This is a genomic window from Olivibacter sp. 47 (genome assembly GCF_030372825.1).
Taxonomy (GTDB): domain Bacteria; phylum Bacteroidota; class Bacteroidia; order Sphingobacteriales; family Sphingobacteriaceae; genus Olivibacter; species Olivibacter oleidegradans.
In genome coordinates, this window is record NZ_JAUCNR010000001.1 from 4,086,350 (window position 1) to 4,102,787 (window position 16,438).

Here is a 16,438-nt window from a genome sequence, read left to right on the forward strand (position 1 = left end):
TTGCCCGTTGTGGGTTATGAGCTTTTTAATTTACAAAACTCACAACTCGTAACCAACAACTCACAACTTTTATTTAAACCATTCCATCACCTCGTCCTTCGTAGGCATGGCAGATTCAATTTTCATTTTTTTCCGTAATCCGCCTAAATCATTGAAGACTTTGTTTGGATTGGCTGCTTTTAACGACTCAATGGTGATAAGTCCCATTTTCTGCAATGCAGGAACCCAAACAGCTGGAATTCCTTGAGCCTCGTAATCAGTCACAGAAGCGGTTTTGATAACTTTTTCAGGTCGCATCTGTGGGAAAAACAACACATCTTGTATACTTGCCTGATTTGTCATCAGCATTGCTAATCGATCAATACCAATACCGATTCCTGAGGTAGGAGGCATGCCATATTCCAACGCTCTTAGAAAGTCGTAATCAATAAACATCGCCTCATCATCACCCCGCTCCATTAACTTCAACTGATCCTCAAAACGCTTAAGCTGGTCTATTGGATCATTAAGTTCGGAATAAGCATTCGCTAATTCCTTTCCATTTACCATGAGTTCAAAACGTTCAACAAGTCCTTCCTTGCTGCGATGTTTCTTCGTTAAAGGACTCATCTCTACCGGATAATCAATAATAAATGTGGGTTGAATATAATGATGCTCACATTTTTCACCAAATATCTCGTCAATAAGCTTTCCCTTACCCATGCTTTCATCTACCGGGATATGAAGCTGCTTGCATACATCCCGTAATCCCACCTCATCTAAGCCTGAAACGTCAAAGCCTGTATGCTCTTTTATTGCATCATATATGCTGATCCGTTTATAGGGAGCTGCAAAGTTAATTTCCTTATCGCCAACCGTTATGGTGGTCTTTCCGTTTGTAGCTAGCGCCACCTTCTCGAAGAGCTGCTCTGTGATGTCCATCATCCATAGGTAATCTTTGTATGCCACATAGAATTCGAGTACCGTAAATTCAGGATTATGGGTTCGGTCCATTCCTTCATTGCGAAAGTTTCTGCTGAATTCATACACCCAATCGTAGCCGCCAACGATTAAGCGCTTTAAATACAGCTCATTGGCTATCCGTAAATATAACGGGATGTCAAGTGCGTTATGATGCGTAATAAACGGTCTTGCAGCAGCACCGCCCGGTATACTTTGTAATACCGGTGTGTCTACTTCAATGGCTCCCTGTTCATCCAAAAATTGCCTTATGGCAGATTTGATTTTAGTTACTTTGGTGAACGTTTCCCGAACGTGCGGATTTACTACTAAATCAACGTAACGTTGTCTATAGCGAAATTCAGGATCGGTTACGGCATCGAACACTTTTCCATCTGCTTCCTTAACTATCGGCAGAGGTTTCAGCGATTTTGCTAGCAATGTCAATTCAGTTGCATGGATGGATATTGTTCCGGTCTGCGTTGTAAAAACGTGTCCCTTTACACCAACGAAATCTCCAATATCCAATAATTTTTTAAAAACGGTGTTATATAATGTTTTATCCTCGGTGGGGCAAAGCTCATCTCTTGTCAGATAAACCTGAATACGACCTGTCGAATCTTGAAGTTCAAAGAAAGAAGCACTTCCCATCACTCGCCTACTCATCATACGACCTGCAATACTAATATTTTTATAATTCAGCTTGTCGCGATCATAATTTTCATGGATGTCCCGTGCGTTAGCATTAATGTCAAATGCCTCTGCAGGATAAGGTTCTATTCCTAATTGGATCAATTGATCTAAAGCCTGTCGGCGCAATACTTCCTGTTCTGATAAAATGCTGCTCATTTAGTTAAAATATGTACTCACTTGAAGGAGAAAGAACATGGGCTTCTGTATACTGATTTACGAAATAACCTCGGTTCTGATTTTTCGCAAACTTAGATAAAATTGGCCTGATATGCAAAGGAGTAAGGCGTAAAAAGGAGTGTATTTTAGCGGTTTTTAGTTATTTATCAATACGTGTGCTGTAGCGTTTTGTTGTTTTTATCGTTATACCGATGTATGGTTAAAAAGAACTACGAGACGGAATTGACAGCAGCTACAAGCTAATTTGAAAATAAAAAGGTGTATCAGGGAAATCCTTTGTGTACCAAAAATAAGAACATCTTTTTTAGCAGGTTTGCGTATTTTTGAATAAGCTTTGTTTATTTGCTAATTAAATAGATGGGGCTTTCCAATTAGTAGTATTGCTGTAGTGAATTACCGTTTAGGATTTTTAAGTAAAAAGAAGACATTAACACTAGAAAGTGCCTTGGATGCTTGTGTCCAAACGGATGCGGAACGGGCTAAAGAATTTATCTACAAAAAGTACTATGGATACGTGTTAGCAGTAGTGGCAAGGTATATAAAAAGCGAATACGATGCGGAAGAGCTGGTAAATGAAACATTTATTAAAGCGTTTAAAAATCTGCCTCGATTCAACAGAGTAGGTGAAGGAAATGTTCTTGAAAAATCATTTAGAGGTTGGCTAGCAAGAATAGCAGCAAATTTATCCATTGACTTATTACGATCTCAAAAAAATATGGTGGCAATGGAGGATGTAGGTGAGCAAGAAGTTAAACCGGTTTTGGTTAATGCTTCCGACAAGCTCTTTGCAGAAGATATCCTAAAGCTTTTAGAGAGATTACCCGAAATTCAACGGATCATTTTCAACTTATACGAAATCGAAGGATATGCACATGAAGAGATTGGAAAAATGTTAAATATACCTGACAGTACATCCAGAACATACTTAACCCGGGCAAAACAGCGGTTACGGAAGCTTTATATTGAGGAGTTCGCCATAGGAAAACAATAAAGTATAGAATTTACTATGAAAGAAAAAGATAATAAGGAACTGATCGATCGTATGGCTGAAGTCTTGCGAGAGCATTCAGCGCCTTATAGAGAAGGGGCATGGGAACGATTTGCAAGCACGCAAAAGCAAGGAAGAAAGGTTGTACCAATTTGGTACCTTGGGGGCGTGGCAGCTGCCGTTTTATTGGGGGTGGCGCTTTTTATGAATAGAAATAATGTTGACAAGCAAATTCCACCTGCAATAACTTATACACAAAATAACGGATCTGGGGAATCTAAAGGAGATTCTTTGCTGCAACAAGCCTCTCCGGTGATTACTGGGGAGACAAGTGCTGAGCATAATAACAAACGTAATGGGAGCCTACTGGCCCAGTCATCTAACAGAGGTTCTGAAGGAAAAAGCGCATCTACTTTCGCAGAAGTATTTAATAAGGAACAACCGACCAAAATTGATAATCGCATAGCGCAATTTGATCAAAAGAAAAATGAAGCTTTATCTTCTAATGGCTCTAGTATCGAAAGAGAGGAGCCGAATTCGGAGCAAGTGCAACAAAAAGGCAAAATTATCGAAGATACATCTAAAGAAAAGGAAGAAGCATTAATTAGCATGTTGAGGGAGAACAGCTCGTCGTCGAATTCTTCTGAACGTGCATTGATGAATAATGCCGACTATTCCGGAAATAAGCGCTGGAATGTAGGCGTTGTGTTTGCGCCCTCGCTAACAGAAGAACGTTTCAATATGGGAGGGGGGGTAACCGTAGCGTATAACATATCCAAAAAAGTATCTATTGGTTCTGGTGTTTCTTTGGTTGATTTAGGATTCCATCAGTCGTCACCCAACGCATCGAACGGAACCATGAATTCGCCCGTTTCAGCTTCACTAAGCGACGCATCTCCGACACTAAATGCAAAATCGCTTGAAACCAAAGAGCTAACGTCGATAAATACTAATTTGTTAGCTTTGGACATCCCAATTGATATTAAATATCAGGTGAGTAAACAATTTTATGCCAGTGCGGGTATTTCCTTTTTTGCGGTATTAAATGAAGATCGGACCAATAACTTTTTGACTCGGACACCAACAAATAGGACAATTCAAAACACGGAAGGCTATGCTTTCAGCCAGCCGGAATTCCAAGTGAATAACGTCAGTGAAAAAGCGGAAGAGACACCATTTCAAGGGAATGGCTATTCCGGGTTTCTCAACTTTTCAGTGGGAAGAAAAATGCCTATTTCGAGAAAAGTGGGTATCGCCGTTGAACCGTTTTTCAAGATTCCAATCGGTAGCTTATCCAATCAAAATATGAATCTTCGTTATGGCGGCATTCGTGTAATTACCAGTTTTTAGTAACTTAGGTGAGTTGATCGCGCATAAGGCTTATGAAGGTTTACTATATTATCCCGGCAAGCAGTAAAGTGCAAGCAATGGCTTTATGGCCTTTTGTCATTGCGAATACATCGCTGCGAAATCGAGGGGTTTCTATGCAGTTGTTAAGACATGAAAAAATTCATCTGAGGCAACAATTGGAATTGTTGATTTTACCCTTTTACATTTGGTATATTGGTGAGTGGCTGGTAAGATGGTGGATTTGTAAGGATCCGAATCGTGCTTATCGAACTATTTGTTTTGAGCGCGAAGCATATATTAACGATGAGCAAAAAATTATCTGAAGGTTAGGAAGGCTTGGAGTTTCTTAAAATATCTAAAATAAAAAGGACATCTATTGATGTCCTTTTTATTTTAGATAACGATACTGTTCATTAATAAAGTGTGAATTCTACTCGACGATTAGCTTGTCGTCCTTCTGCTGTCGCATTCGTCGCAATTGGTTGAGTTGGTCCATAACCGGTTGCTTCAATACGTGATGGATTAGCTCCTTTACTTACTAAGTAAGCTTTAACAGCTTCCGCACGTTCTTTTGACAAACGCATATTCAATTTCATTGAACCTGTGTTATCGGTATGTCCTGCCAATTTAAGACTGAAATTCTTCTCTACTAATAACCTGGCCACCTTATCTAAGCTTGGATAAGATGTAGGACGAATCGTTGCTTTACTTAGATCAAACTCTAAGTTTTTAATAGCTTCATCTACTACCCGACGATCTTCTTCCGTTACGGTGATTTGTTGTACTACTTTTTTAGCTTCAGGAAGCGGGCAGCCCGATCCATCTACTTTTGCATCAGCTGCGGTGCCTGGGCACTTATCAAATTTATTCGCAACACCATCACCGTCATCATCTGCTAAATCAGTTGTTAATTGAGCTTTTAACGCTTCATTTTCCTCTTTTTGTGCTTTCAAAGCTGTCGCTAATTCGTCATAACTTGCCTGATATTCTTTACGCATATCGACTACAGGATTACGATTGCCTAGGAATGGTTTTGTAGCATCTCCCAAAGCGAATTCAAGACCGGCATGTACATAAGAGAACATATCTACTTTGTTGGTGCTTAAACCATCAAGCGTACCGGTATTTGCCAAATTGACTTGGTAACCTAAATCTATATTGATCCCATTAGCTACACCGAATTTGAAACCTAAGCCTGCAGGAATAAACGCTTTGGTGGTTGAGCCAAGCTCTTGTTCCACACCGCCCATTGTTATTGTTGGATTGTAATTGAGTGCTCCCAATCCTACTGTCAAATAAGGTTTAATTACACCCTGTTGATGTCTCCAACTAATATTCGCCAATGTAATGTCGGCACTTAAAGCGGCCGACCACGGAAGCTTAGTGGAAAATTTATCATTACTTCCTTCGGCGCTACCACTTAATTTTCCTCCTAAATATTCAGCTCTCAGTCCGAATGCAGGTGTAATTTGCTTTTTTACATAAAAATTATAACCCAATTGACTTTCTGATGAACCGAAGTCCTTTCTTAATCCGATAATGTTCCATTGATTAATCACCCCGGCTCCAACACCGATTGACCAGGTTCTAAATTCGCTCTCAGGAGCAAATGGCTTAACATCATTTACCTGGGTGGTTTGAGCAAATGCAGGCGCAGAAGCTAAAAGTGCTAAAGCGACTAAAGAGTTTGTTTTTTTAGTCTAAAGTTCTTGATCATAAAATTTAATTTCGTGTCTAAATTGTTTTCTGAAATTTGATGCTGTATTACCAAAAATTAGACCATTTTCTGCTTGGTTGATGTAACGGATTGATTATTAGATGCTTTTATTTGGAAGGAGGAGCGGGAAATGTGCTAAAAAAAGGACGATTTCTCGCTCTTTTTCACACATTTCCTCAAAAAGATACAGTTATCGTAAACGATCTGCCGACTTGATAAGTTTGGTATCGTGATTAATGCCTTTAAGCGCTAAGAGTAGAAAAATAATATAGGGAGGGATAAGTAACGCACCGATACCGATATTATTTAGTTCGAGACTTTTGTTAACTGCTTCAACAGCACTATTAGCAGACAGAAACAGCCAAAAAGCAAAGAGAATGACCAATAAAAGAGTAACTAAGATCAGACTTACCTGTTTTTTTCTGTTTTTATATTTTAAAATGGTGATCAGCGGTAATACCGCCAATAAAATTGTTGCGATTGCCTGAAGGATAAAAGTGAAAGACGTGCTCAACTGATTACGGCCCCCGGTGTTATTTAAAACCCCTGTTACTTTTAATGCCATGGCAATCCCGCTGTTGTCAGAAAATTGTGCATATGGGAATAAAAATAAGACTAGGATAGTCACCGAAGCCAACAATAGCCAAACAGTTTGTATACGTTGTATCATGTAAAAAATATATATTGCTACAAAGATAATATATTCGTATCAACGCGCAAGGTATAAGTACACCTTGGATATGGAGAAAGTCTTTCTTATGGATGTCAAAAATCTACCTACTTTTATCTAAGTTTGCAGGTAGTGAAATCAGCAACGAAAAGATATTTTGTAGAACTTGCTTTCCATGGGGGAGCTTACCATGGCTGGCAAATACAGGAAAATGCAATTAGCGTGCAGGAGGTACTTAATAAAGCTTTGGGTACCCTATTACGGGTGCCAGTTAATACGGTTGGCTGCGGAAGAACGGATACCGGTGTACACGCAAAGCAGCTCTTTGCACACTTTGACGATGCGGTTGGTGCGATTGAAGGCAATGAAGAACGCATTGTGACAGGTTTGAACGCGCTATTACCGACAGATATTGCGGTAAAGCAACTTTTTGTTGTTGCTCCTAATGCGCACGCTCGTTTTGATGCGATCAAACGATCTTACGAGTATCATATACACTTCGGTAAGAATCCATTCCTGCATGGCTTTTCTTGGCAATTAAGGGATCGACCGGATGTGGAAGCGATGAACGAGGCCGCGCGACACATGATGAAATATAAGGATTTCAGCTGTTTCAGTAAATCACATACACAAGTTTTTACCAATAACTGTCAGCTTACGAAGGCAGAATGGCAATGGCTTGATGGAGGGCGTCTGGTTTTTTATATATCGGCTGATCGGTTTTTGAGGAATATGGTAAGGGCAATAGTTGGTACTTTAATGGAAATTGGAAACGGAAAACGCGATTTAAATTATATTCACGAAGTCATCAATAGCAAGAACAGAAGCATGGCAGGTGTTTCGGTGCCTGCTTGTGGATTATATCTTACCGAGGTTTTGTATCCCTGGGACGAAAAATAAAGTAAAAAGTTCCTTTAAAACGGACGGTGTATCAATAATTAAAAAGCTGTAGGCTGATATCTGAGGGCTGAACGCAGCGAATGTAAAAATGAGTGAAGCAAAGATAACAGGTAGAACATATGACACCCAACTGTTACGCAGACTGGGAAAATATTTAAGACCCTATCGAACCTATTTTGTTTGGTCGGTTATACTCACCCTTATTGTAGCAGGTATCTCTCCTCTTTTACCGATGTTGGTAGAATATACCCTTGATCAGTTTATTTTAAAGAACAACTATCAGGGACTGAATATCATGACCTTAATCATGTTCGGTTTGCTGATTTTTCAAACCGCTATCAGATATTATCACACCTTGCTGACCAATTCGTTGGGACAGTCTGTTATTCGCGATCTCCGAATTGAGACCTTTAATCATATCACGGATCTTCGGCTGAAGTATTTCGATAAGACTCCAATTGGTAGACTGATAACTCGTACAATATCGGACTTGGAAACCATTGCCGATATATTTTCTGAGGGATTAATACAAATCATTGGTGATATTTTGCAGTTGATTGTGATCATAGGTGTCATGTTCTATACTGATTGGGAGTTGACACTCATTGTATTAATACCGATGCCGTTGATGGTTATTGCTACTCATTTCTTTCAAGAAGCCATGAAGTCTGCCTTTCAGGATGTGAGGCATTGGGTATCCAATTTGAATACCTTCTTGCAAGAGCATATTTCAGGTGTCAGCATTATCCAATTCTTTGCTCGTGAGAAACAAGAAATGGATAAGTTTAAAGCGATTAACGCGGAACATCGAAATGCCCATATTCGTTCTAATTGGTATTTTTCCATTTTTTTTCCGGTTATCGAGATTATCATGGCCATCGCCTTGGGATTACTTGTTTGGTATGGTTCTAAATCTATTTTGGCAGGGCGTATCTCACCCGGTGTTGTGGTTGCCTTTATTATGTATATCAATATGATTTTTCGGCTATCCGAGAATTAGTTGATAAATTTAACACACTCCAAATGGGAATGGTAGGGGCAGAGCGTATCTTTACTGTTTTAGATACGGATGAAAAGACTCCAAACGATGGAATTTTAAAACCGGAAAAAATAAAGGGAGATATCACCTTCGATCATGTTTGGTTTACCTATGACGATTATATTGAAACGAACAAGAAATTAAACTTACCGGATCCGATCGTTGACGATCACAGCGTAAAATGGGTGCTCAAGGATGTGAGCTTTACCGTAAAGGCCGGTGAAACGCTGGCCTTAGTCGGCGCAACCGGTGCGGGTAAGTCTTCCACCATCAATATTCTTAGTAGGTTTTATGAGATCAGTAAAGGATCGATCCGATTAGACGGTGTCGATATCCGGTCGTATGACATTAACTATCTGCGTAAAACAATTGCAACCGTCCTGCAGGACGTTTTTCTTTTTTCCGATACGGTAGCTAATAATATAAGTCTTTACGATGCAAGCATTACTCGGGAGGCCATGATAGAGGCAGCAAAGAGGGTGGGAGCACATGAATTTATTGAGCGCCTACCTGGCGGTTATGACTATCAGGTTAGGGAACGAGGATCCACTCTGTCGGCAGGGCAAGCCCAGTTAATATCCTTTATAAGAGCTTTGGTCCACGATCCCAAGATCCTTGTGCTTGACGAAGCGACTTCCTCCGTAGATACTGAAACAGAGTTGCTGATTCAGGCCGCTATTGACAAGCTGATGAAAAATCGAACCTCCATTGTCATTGCTCATCGTTTGTCTACTATTCAGAAAGCCGACAAAATCATTGTGCTCGACCATGGTGAAATAAAGGAGATAGGCAATCACCAGGAACTCCTTCATCTAAATGGCTATTATAAGCGCTTATATGATTTGCAGTTCCACTCTGCGGGCATTTAATGTGGCTGTTGGTAATTCGTTGCCGGTTATTCGTTGTTCGCCGGGATACCCTGCGGCTGGTTGCAGTGTACATAAATCTAGGGCCCTTGCAATCGAAACAAGTATCTTTAAGGATCGCAGCTTATAGCTTACAGCCTAAAGCTTACAGCCCAAAGCTTATGGCTTAAAACTTATAACCTAAAACGTACAATTGGCTGAAAGCTATTTTAAATCTCTTTCCCTTATTTTAAAATGAATTTAGTAAGTTTGCCATACAAAAATTCGACCAATGAGTGTACTTGTAAATAAAGATTCAAAAGTTATAGTTCAGGGCTTTACCGGCACTGAAGGTTCGTTCCATGCGTCACAAATGATCGAGTATGGTACCAATGTAGTAGGTGGTGTAACTCCTGGAAAAGGAGGGCAGACTCATTTAGACCGCCCTGTGTTTAATACGGTTCAAGACGCGGTAGATACTACGGGTGCTAACGTATCCATTATTTTCGTCCCCCCCCGCGTTTGCTGCGGATGCAATCATGGAAGCTGCGAGTGCAGGAGTGGAAGTTATCGTTTGTATTACAGAAGGTATTCCTACAAAAGATATGATCCAGGTGAAGGAATATCTAAAAGATAAAAAATCTCGTTTAATCGGACCGAATTGTCCAGGTATTATTACTGCTGATGAAGCGAAAATCGGCATCATGCCTGGTTTTATCTTCAAAAAAGGTAATGTCGGAGTTGTTTCCAAATCGGGTACTTTAACATATGAAGCAGTAGACCAAACGGTAAAAGCCGGATTAGGAATTACAACAGCTATTGGTATTGGTGGAGACCCTATTATCGGCACCACTACAAAGGAGGCAGTAGAGTTATTGATGAACGATCCCGAGACAGAGGGTATTATTATGATTGGCGAAATCGGCGGCGGAATGGAAGCTGAAGCAGCCCGTTGGATCAAAGAGCATGGCACTAAACCAGTGGTTGGTTTCATTGCCGGACAGACTGCGCCTCCGGGACGCAGAATGGGACATGCCGGAGCGATCGTCGGTGGAGCTGACGACACCGCAGCAGCGAAAATGAAGATCATGCGTGAATGCGGAATCCGTGTAGTAGAATCTCCTGCCGAAATCGGTGTTGCTATCGCTGAAGAATTAGCGAAAGTACAAGCCTAAGCTTCATTAAAAAGATCATTGATATGGAAGCTGCAGGTTAAATGTTAAATTACGATCAGCTGACAACATAAATATAAAGCCCGAAAAAAAATCGGGCTTTTTTCGTATATTGTATTAATAGCTGAACAATATGAGGAACATTAGTGTTTTATTGCTGTGTTTAGGTTTGTTTTTTCAAGCCTGTGCACAAAACGCGTCGCGCGAAAATAAATCAACTCAAAAAAAGTACAAATGGAATCAAAAGAGCAAATAGATACGACTATTAAGTCGGCCGGTAATTATAATAAATTAAGTGCAGAAGAAGCTTGGGTCATAGAACAAAAAGGTACAGAAAGACCTTTTACAGGTGCTTTACTAGACAATAAGGCTAAAGGCGTGTATGTTTGCCGCAAATGCAATGCACCCCTTTATCGCTCTGAAGATAAATTTGAATCGCATTGCGGGTGGCCGAGTTTTGATGATGAGATAAAAGGTGCCGTTAAACGGATTCCTGATCCGGATGGCATGCGAACGGAGATTGTGTGTGCTAATTGTGGCGGGCATCTTGGGCATGTGTTTTTAGGAGAAGGATTTACAACAAAAAATACCAGACATTGTGTCAACTCCATCTCTATGAAGTTTGTTCCGTTAGAAAAGTAACGGAAAGTATATCGTAAGCTCCAGACGATTGAGCAGTCCAACAAATAATTGTATGGGATAGTTATGATCTCGGAAAACACTACATTTAACTGGTCGAACATATAGTATTGTGCATTGCCTTGTTATTGGCCACTTGTAAGGCCATAAGCCATTAAATCGTTTTAGTACTGCTCTTTTCAAATATATTCTTTATTTTAGCCATCTTAACATCAGGCTAACATAAATACTTTAAAATGAATAAGAATATTTCTCGGTTCGTATGTAGTGCATTATTGAGTTTACCTTTGCTTGTAAGTGCACAAGAGAGAAAATTAGTTGATTATGTCGATCCTTTTATTGGCACAGGAGGACATGGCCACACTTTTCCCGGAGCAACTGTTCCATTTGGCATGGTACAATTGAGTCCGGACAACGGCCAGGCAGGTTGGGATTGGTGTAGCGGCTATCACTATAGCGAGAATCACATTGCGGGTTTTAGTCACACACATTTAAGTGGAACAGGTATTGGCGATTGGTTAGATATATCAGTAATGCCTTTACTATACCCCTTAAAAGATGAAACTGCAGACATCAGGGCGACCTTCAATCATCGTAACGAAAAAGCTTCGCCCGGGTATTACGAAGTTGAACTTGATAATAAGATAAAGGCAGCATTGACAGCTACAGAGAGGGTAGGATATCATCGTTATCAGTTCCCGAATCAGAGTATTCCTGTTTTGCGACTGGATTTGGGATTTCACCTCAATTGGGATTCACCCACTGAAACCTATGTGAAGGTTTTGGATGATTCCACATTGGTTGGTTACCGTTATTCTACCGGCTGGGCTAAGGTACAACGTGTATATTTTGCGCTAAGAACTTCTCAACCATTTAAGGAGGCTATCTTAGCGGGTCACGGCGTGCAGTCGGCACAAATTAAAGCGGCCAAAACCGAAGAAAAAGGAAAAGGAATCAGTGCTCAATTAGTATTTGATGAGCAGCAAAAGAATATTGAAATCAAGGTAGCCCTGTCTATGACGGACGAGAACAAGGCACTCCAGGCTCTCGGCGAGATAGGCGATTGGAACTTTGCGCGCGTAAAAAATGAAGCTGCCGATAAATGGGAACACGAGCTGCAAAAAGTGCAGGTTTCTTCTTCTGATGAAAAGTTAAAGCGTGTATTTTATACTGCACTTTATCATACCTGTATAGCTCCCTCTCTATTTTCGGATGCTGACGGGGCCTATAAAAATGCAAGTGGCAACGTACTAAAAATGACAAATAACAATCAAAGGTATACCGTTTATTCGTTGTGGGACACATTCAGAGCACTTAATCCGCTATTTACTATTACCCAACCTGAGAAGTATACGGCCCTGCTTAATAGTATGCTTGCTTTCTATGATGAAAACGGCTTGTTACCGGTTTGGGATTTAAGTACCTGGGAAACGAATACCATGACGGGATATCATGCTATACCCGTCATTGCGGATGCCATATTAAAAGATTGGCCCGGCATTGATAAAGAAAAAGCATACAAAGCGATGCTAGCCTCTGCCTTTCAAACGGGCCGGGGTGTACCTGAATATATTAAGTATGGATATATGCCACAGGATAAAATGGGGCACAGTGCAAGCGTAACGTTAGAATACGGTTATGATGATTGGTGTATTGCCCAGGTGGCGAAGAAACTTGGAAAGGAAGAAGACTACCGGAAATTCAGCAAGCGGGCCCAGGCTTATCAGCATATTTTTGATAAAAATACAGGCTTTATGCGAGCCAAAAACAGCAATGGTAAATTTGTGGTTCCTTTTGATCCTTACTTGTCAGAGCACGATGAAGTGAAAGCGCAGTATGTAGAAGGAAATGCTTGGCAACACTCGTTCTTTGTTCCGCACGATGTGCGCGGCTTGGCTAATTTATATGGCAGCCATAGTAAATTAAGTCAAAAATTAGATTCGCTGTTTTCGGTTAAATCGGAATTAACGGGAGGAAATACATCACCGGATGTGAGTGGTATGATTGGTCAGTATGCCCATGGTAATGAACCCAGTCATCATATAGCATACATGTATAGTTTCTTGGGAGAGCCTTGGAAGACGCAAGAACGGGTGCGGCAGATTGTCGACTCGATGTATCACGATCAACCGGACGGTTACGCAGGAAATGAAGACTGCGGGCAAATGAGTGCTTGGGCTGTATGGAGCATTGCCGGTATTTATCCAGCCAACCCTGCTAGCAGTGAATATGTAATAGGCAGCCCAGCTGCCGATGAGGTGATTTTTAGGCCCGGAGGAGGCAAAGAATTGTGTTTTAAAGCTATTAACAACAGTAAGAGAAATATATATGTGCAGGAAGTAAGATTTAATGGTAAAAAATACGATAAGACTTATTTTACACATGCTGATATAATAAATGGTGGGGAAATTGAGTTTATAATGGGAGAGAAGCCGAACAAGAAGTGGGGAAAGAAGAAGGATAGTTGGCCACAATCGGCAATAGATAGCGAATAATGAGATATTTTTGTGATATAGTTAAGCAGGCACTGATTTTCAGTGCCTGTTTATTTTTACTGGCGTCATGTACACCACGCTTGCACGAACGAGGAGGCGCTTCTTACTACGCTGATAAATTTAAGGGGAGACGCACGGCCAGTGGTGAGAAATTCAGACAATATAAGTTGACCGCAGCCCATAAGACGCTGCCTTTTGGTACAAAAGTTAAAGTAAAAAACCTAGACAACGGGCGAACTGTAAAAGTACGGATTAACGATAGAGGACCGTTCGTTTCGGGAAGGATTATCGATTTATCGAAAAAAGCAGCTCGTCGATTGGGAATCATTCAGTCGGGAACGGCGAAGGTCGAGATAAGTTATAAGAAAAAACGAAAATGAATTAGCTAATTAGTTAATTGGCTAATTAGCTAATGGGGTTAAAGAGGGGCTAAAGGCCGTCAATTGCCAAAAGGTATCTTAATTCCTAAATTAACACCTAAGCCGCCAATATTGATGTAAGAACGCAGTTCATCGGCCGGTTTATTAGAGTCAAATCCCTCCCATCCGGCAACATTGTCGCCTGCTGTGATTGTTTTATGATAGTTTACTAATTTACTACTTTCACTGGCGGCGTCTTTGCTAAGCGTACCGCTTGTTAACGGTTGCCCGCTCATAACAACATTGTATTCGCCGCTTAATTCATGTAATTCTTTCTTTTTACCTCCTACCGAAATGTTTCGATATTCAAGTTCAGCATATATACTGATGCGGTCGTTCAACATCCAGTCAAAGCCGACGGCGCTCTGAAAGCCTACTGTAGGATTTGCTTTGATCCGGTCAACCCGTTTTACATTATGTAAGGTCATTATTGCATTAGGAGGTAAACCGGATGTCATATGCATGCTTTCTGCCACGCTTCCTGTTTGGTCGTTTGCTGTCGTAGTAATTTCAAGATGTCCACCTATAGGAATAATTACGCCCGCCTTCATGTAAGGTTTTACACTGCTATTAGTGGGAATATGAGCTACTAATGCTGGCGCAACATCAAATGCCTTGACCTTGCCGCTATTATGCAAATTTAGTACTTCATTGCCGCCTAGGCTGCCTCTTTGACGCATCATATCTTGTGAACGACTGTTGTAATAATTCAGCCCCACTTCAACACCTAATATTCGACTAAAGCGATACCCGGGAGTTAAGCCGACCCGCCAGCCTTCGCCGAAAGAGCCTGTAATAGTACTTTCCGATACCGTTTGTTGCGTTGGTGGATTCCCTGGAATGATATTAAACACTCTATCTCTTGCCGGTTGACCACCGATGGCAGGAAATTCAACAGGGGTTACTTTTAAGAAGTAGGCGCCGCCAGCTTTGATATAGAAACCTTTGTTGTAATCATCTTGAGCTTTTGCAGAGTAGAAAAACGAACCGGCAAGTATGCTTGCCATTAAAATCATCTTCTTCATAATGTAAAGTTTAAATAGGTGTTCTTCAATTGGTTTATCGTTTTTATTATGCTTGCATAATAATTACAAACGAAAGTAATAAAGGTTTGTAGTAATTGCAAATTTTTTGATGCGTATCTGTACGTACAAAAAACTGACCTTACCCTTTAATTCGGAAAAACAACAATTGAAATCGGAAGCTTAAGAAAGTGTACCGGATTGATTTTTATACTTTCAAGGGAGCAGCAGAATGCGCTCCCTTGAAAGTTCTAAGTTTATAATGTGTTAGCTGTTACTTTTACAAAGTGTTTCAAATGTAAAATTTTTATTTTTTTTGTGCAACAAAAATGTAATAAAAAAATGGCTTAAATTGATAAGTGTACTGAAGTCAAATTCAAAAGTAAAAACTCAAAAGATACAGCAAGCGTCTGCGTTGCTAATCGTATTAACTTTAACTTATTTAAGTGTATCTGTAAGGAAACTAATAATTTCAGTTGATTGGCTTGGTTCAAACCAATGTGTGTTACTATCTTTTTTGAACCAGGTGATCTGCCGTTTAGCAAATTGGCGTGTATGTTGTTTTATTTTATCGACAGCCGCCTCTAACGTATACTTACCATCTAAATAATCAAAGAGCTCTGCATAACCTACCGTAAGTAGTGGAGGCCGTTTTTTATACGGGATAAGCATTTTTACTTCTTCCAGTAAGCCTTGTTGCATCATCAGGTCTACGCGCTTATTAATACGATTGTATAGGACGCTCCTTTCCGTGTTGAGCCCAATCTTTAATATCTGAAAAGGTCTTGGATTAGATTTGTCTCTTCTAAAAAAAGAAAAAGGTTTACCGGTGCTTTCGTACACCTCTAGTGCACGTATAATACGCTGAGGATTATGTATATCAACCTCTTGATAATAATCCGGATCCTTACGTTTCAATTCTTCCTGTATGAATGTCAGACCCTTCTCTTTATATTGTTCGTTTAAACTTTCGCGAATCCCCGGTAGTGGGCGAGGAAGTTCATCTAGTCCCTCACATACGGCATTTATAAACAATCCACTTCCTCCCACCATCACCACTACATTTTTATAGCTGAATAAGTCATCCAATTTGGCCAAGGCTTCTCGTTCAAAATCCCCTGCACTATAATCATCCAATATACTAAGCGAATCAATAAAAAAATGAGGAGCAGCCTGAAGTTCCATTTTACTCGGTTTTGCTGTCCCAATCGCCATTTCACGATAAAATTGTCTTGAGTCGGCAGAAATAATAGCGGTGTCGTATGCTTTTGCTACTTCAATAGCTAAAGCCGTTTTACCGATTGCCGTAGGACCTACTATGGTGATGAGTGTCTTTATGATCGTTAAGTCGTTAAATTGTAGAGTAGTTGAGT

11 protein-coding genes and 3 pseudogenes are annotated in these 16,438 nt (G+C 40.4%); 9 read left to right on the plus strand and 5 right to left on the minus strand.

The window, feature by feature from the left end; genetic code table 11:
* Positions 1-69: 69 nt before the first annotated feature.
* Positions 70-1,788, minus strand: a complete 1,719-nt coding sequence (gene lysS / locus QT327_RS17895) for a lysine--tRNA ligase (RefSeq protein WP_130856893.1) — start codon at positions 1,786-1,788, stop codon at positions 70-72.
* 409 nt (positions 1,789-2,197) lie between these two features.
* On the opposite strand from lysS, the gene QT327_RS17900 reads away from it, so the two are divergent.
* The 3 genes from QT327_RS17900 to QT327_RS17910 are packed head-to-tail and all read left to right on the plus strand — an operon-like array spanning position 2,198 to position 4,470.
* Positions 2,198-2,800, plus strand: a complete 603-nt coding sequence (locus QT327_RS17900; protein WP_130856895.1) for an RNA polymerase sigma factor — start codon at positions 2,198-2,200, stop codon at positions 2,798-2,800.
* 15 nt (positions 2,801-2,815) lie between these two features.
* A complete protein-coding gene (locus tag QT327_RS17905; protein WP_130856896.1) occupies positions 2,816-4,147 on the plus strand; it encodes a hypothetical protein in 1,332 nt (443 codons plus the stop codon).
* Positions 4,148-4,179: 32 nt separating this feature from the next.
* A complete protein-coding gene (locus QT327_RS17910; protein ID WP_289553608.1) occupies positions 4,180-4,470 on the plus strand; it encodes a hypothetical protein in 291 nt (96 codons plus the stop codon).
* 90 nt (positions 4,471-4,560) lie between these two features.
* Here the strand turns inward: QT327_RS17910 and QT327_RS28550 are convergent.
* Together QT327_RS28550 and QT327_RS17925 are read right to left on the minus strand one after the other, a co-directional pair.
* Positions 4,561-5,841: pseudogene (locus tag QT327_RS28550) on the minus strand (OmpA family protein); the annotation flags it as partial.
* Positions 5,842-6,054: 213 nt separating this feature from the next.
* Complete coding sequence (locus QT327_RS17925; protein ID WP_013665690.1) at positions 6,055-6,534, minus strand: DUF4293 domain-containing protein; 480 nt, start codon at positions 6,532-6,534, stop codon at positions 6,055-6,057.
* 132 nt (positions 6,535-6,666) lie between these two features.
* Between QT327_RS17925 and truA the strand changes: the two genes are divergently transcribed.
* From truA to QT327_RS17955, 6 genes and pseudogenes are all read left to right on the plus strand, one after another.
* On the plus strand, positions 6,667-7,434 hold the full coding sequence (gene truA, locus QT327_RS17930) for a tRNA pseudouridine(38-40) synthase TruA (RefSeq protein WP_013665691.1): 768 nt from the start codon (positions 6,667-6,669) through the stop codon (positions 7,432-7,434).
* Between the two features lie 88 nt (positions 7,435-7,522).
* Positions 7,523-9,342: pseudogene (locus QT327_RS17935) on the plus strand (ABC transporter ATP-binding protein).
* A 268-nt stretch (positions 9,343-9,610) separates the two neighbouring features.
* Positions 9,611-10,493 (plus strand): annotated as a pseudogene (gene sucD / locus QT327_RS17940) (succinate--CoA ligase subunit alpha).
* A gap of 231 nt (positions 10,494-10,724) precedes the next feature.
* Positions 10,725-11,132, plus strand: a complete 408-nt coding sequence (locus tag QT327_RS17945) for a methionine-R-sulfoxide reductase (RefSeq protein ID WP_198140337.1) — start codon at positions 10,725-10,727, stop codon at positions 11,130-11,132.
* Between the two features lie 233 nt (positions 11,133-11,365).
* Entirely contained in the window at positions 11,366-13,624 is a 2,259-nt protein-coding gene (locus QT327_RS17950; protein ID WP_130856902.1) for a GH92 family glycosyl hydrolase, read from the plus strand.
* Positions 13,624-14,004, plus strand: a complete 381-nt coding sequence (locus QT327_RS17955) for a septal ring lytic transglycosylase RlpA family protein (RefSeq protein WP_130856903.1) — start codon at positions 13,624-13,626, stop codon at positions 14,002-14,004. The genes QT327_RS17950 and QT327_RS17955 overlap by 1 nt, the downstream gene beginning before the upstream one ends.
* A gap of 59 nt (positions 14,005-14,063) precedes the next feature.
* On the opposite strand, the gene QT327_RS17960 is transcribed toward QT327_RS17955, so the two are convergent.
* Positions 14,064-15,068, minus strand: coding sequence for an outer membrane beta-barrel protein (locus QT327_RS17960; protein ID WP_013665697.1), 1,005 nt, complete (start codon positions 15,066-15,068; stop codon positions 14,064-14,066).
* Positions 15,069-15,503: 435 nt separating this feature from the next.
* On the minus strand, positions 15,504-16,406 hold the full coding sequence (miaA, locus tag QT327_RS17965) for a tRNA (adenosine(37)-N6)-dimethylallyltransferase MiaA (protein WP_130856905.1): 903 nt from the start codon (positions 16,404-16,406) through the stop codon (positions 15,504-15,506).
* Between the last annotated feature and the right edge of the window lie 32 nt (positions 16,407-16,438).

Coding starts and splice junctions, on each gene's coding strand:
- lysS (WP_130856893.1), bottom strand. CDS start 1,788: ATGAGCAGCATTTTATCAGAACAGGAAGTATTGCGCCGACAGGCTTTA.
- QT327_RS17945 (WP_198140337.1), top strand. CDS start 10,725: ATGGAATCAAAAGAGCAAATAGATACGACTATTAAGTCGGCCGGTAAT.
- QT327_RS17955 (WP_130856903.1), top strand. CDS start 13,624: ATGAGATATTTTTGTGATATAGTTAAGCAGGCACTGATTTTCAGTGCC.
- QT327_RS17960 (WP_013665697.1), bottom strand. CDS start 15,068: ATGAAGAAGATGATTTTAATGGCAAGCATACTTGCCGGTTCGTTTTTC.
- QT327_RS17925 (WP_013665690.1), bottom strand. CDS start 6,534: ATGATACAACGTATACAAACTGTTTGGCTATTGTTGGCTTCGGTGACT.
- QT327_RS17950 (WP_130856902.1), top strand. CDS start 11,366: ATGAATAAGAATATTTCTCGGTTCGTATGTAGTGCATTATTGAGTTTA.
- QT327_RS17910 (WP_289553608.1), top strand. CDS start 4,180: ATGAAGGTTTACTATATTATCCCGGCAAGCAGTAAAGTGCAAGCAATG.
- QT327_RS17905 (WP_130856896.1), top strand. CDS start 2,816: ATGAAAGAAAAAGATAATAAGGAACTGATCGATCGTATGGCTGAAGTC.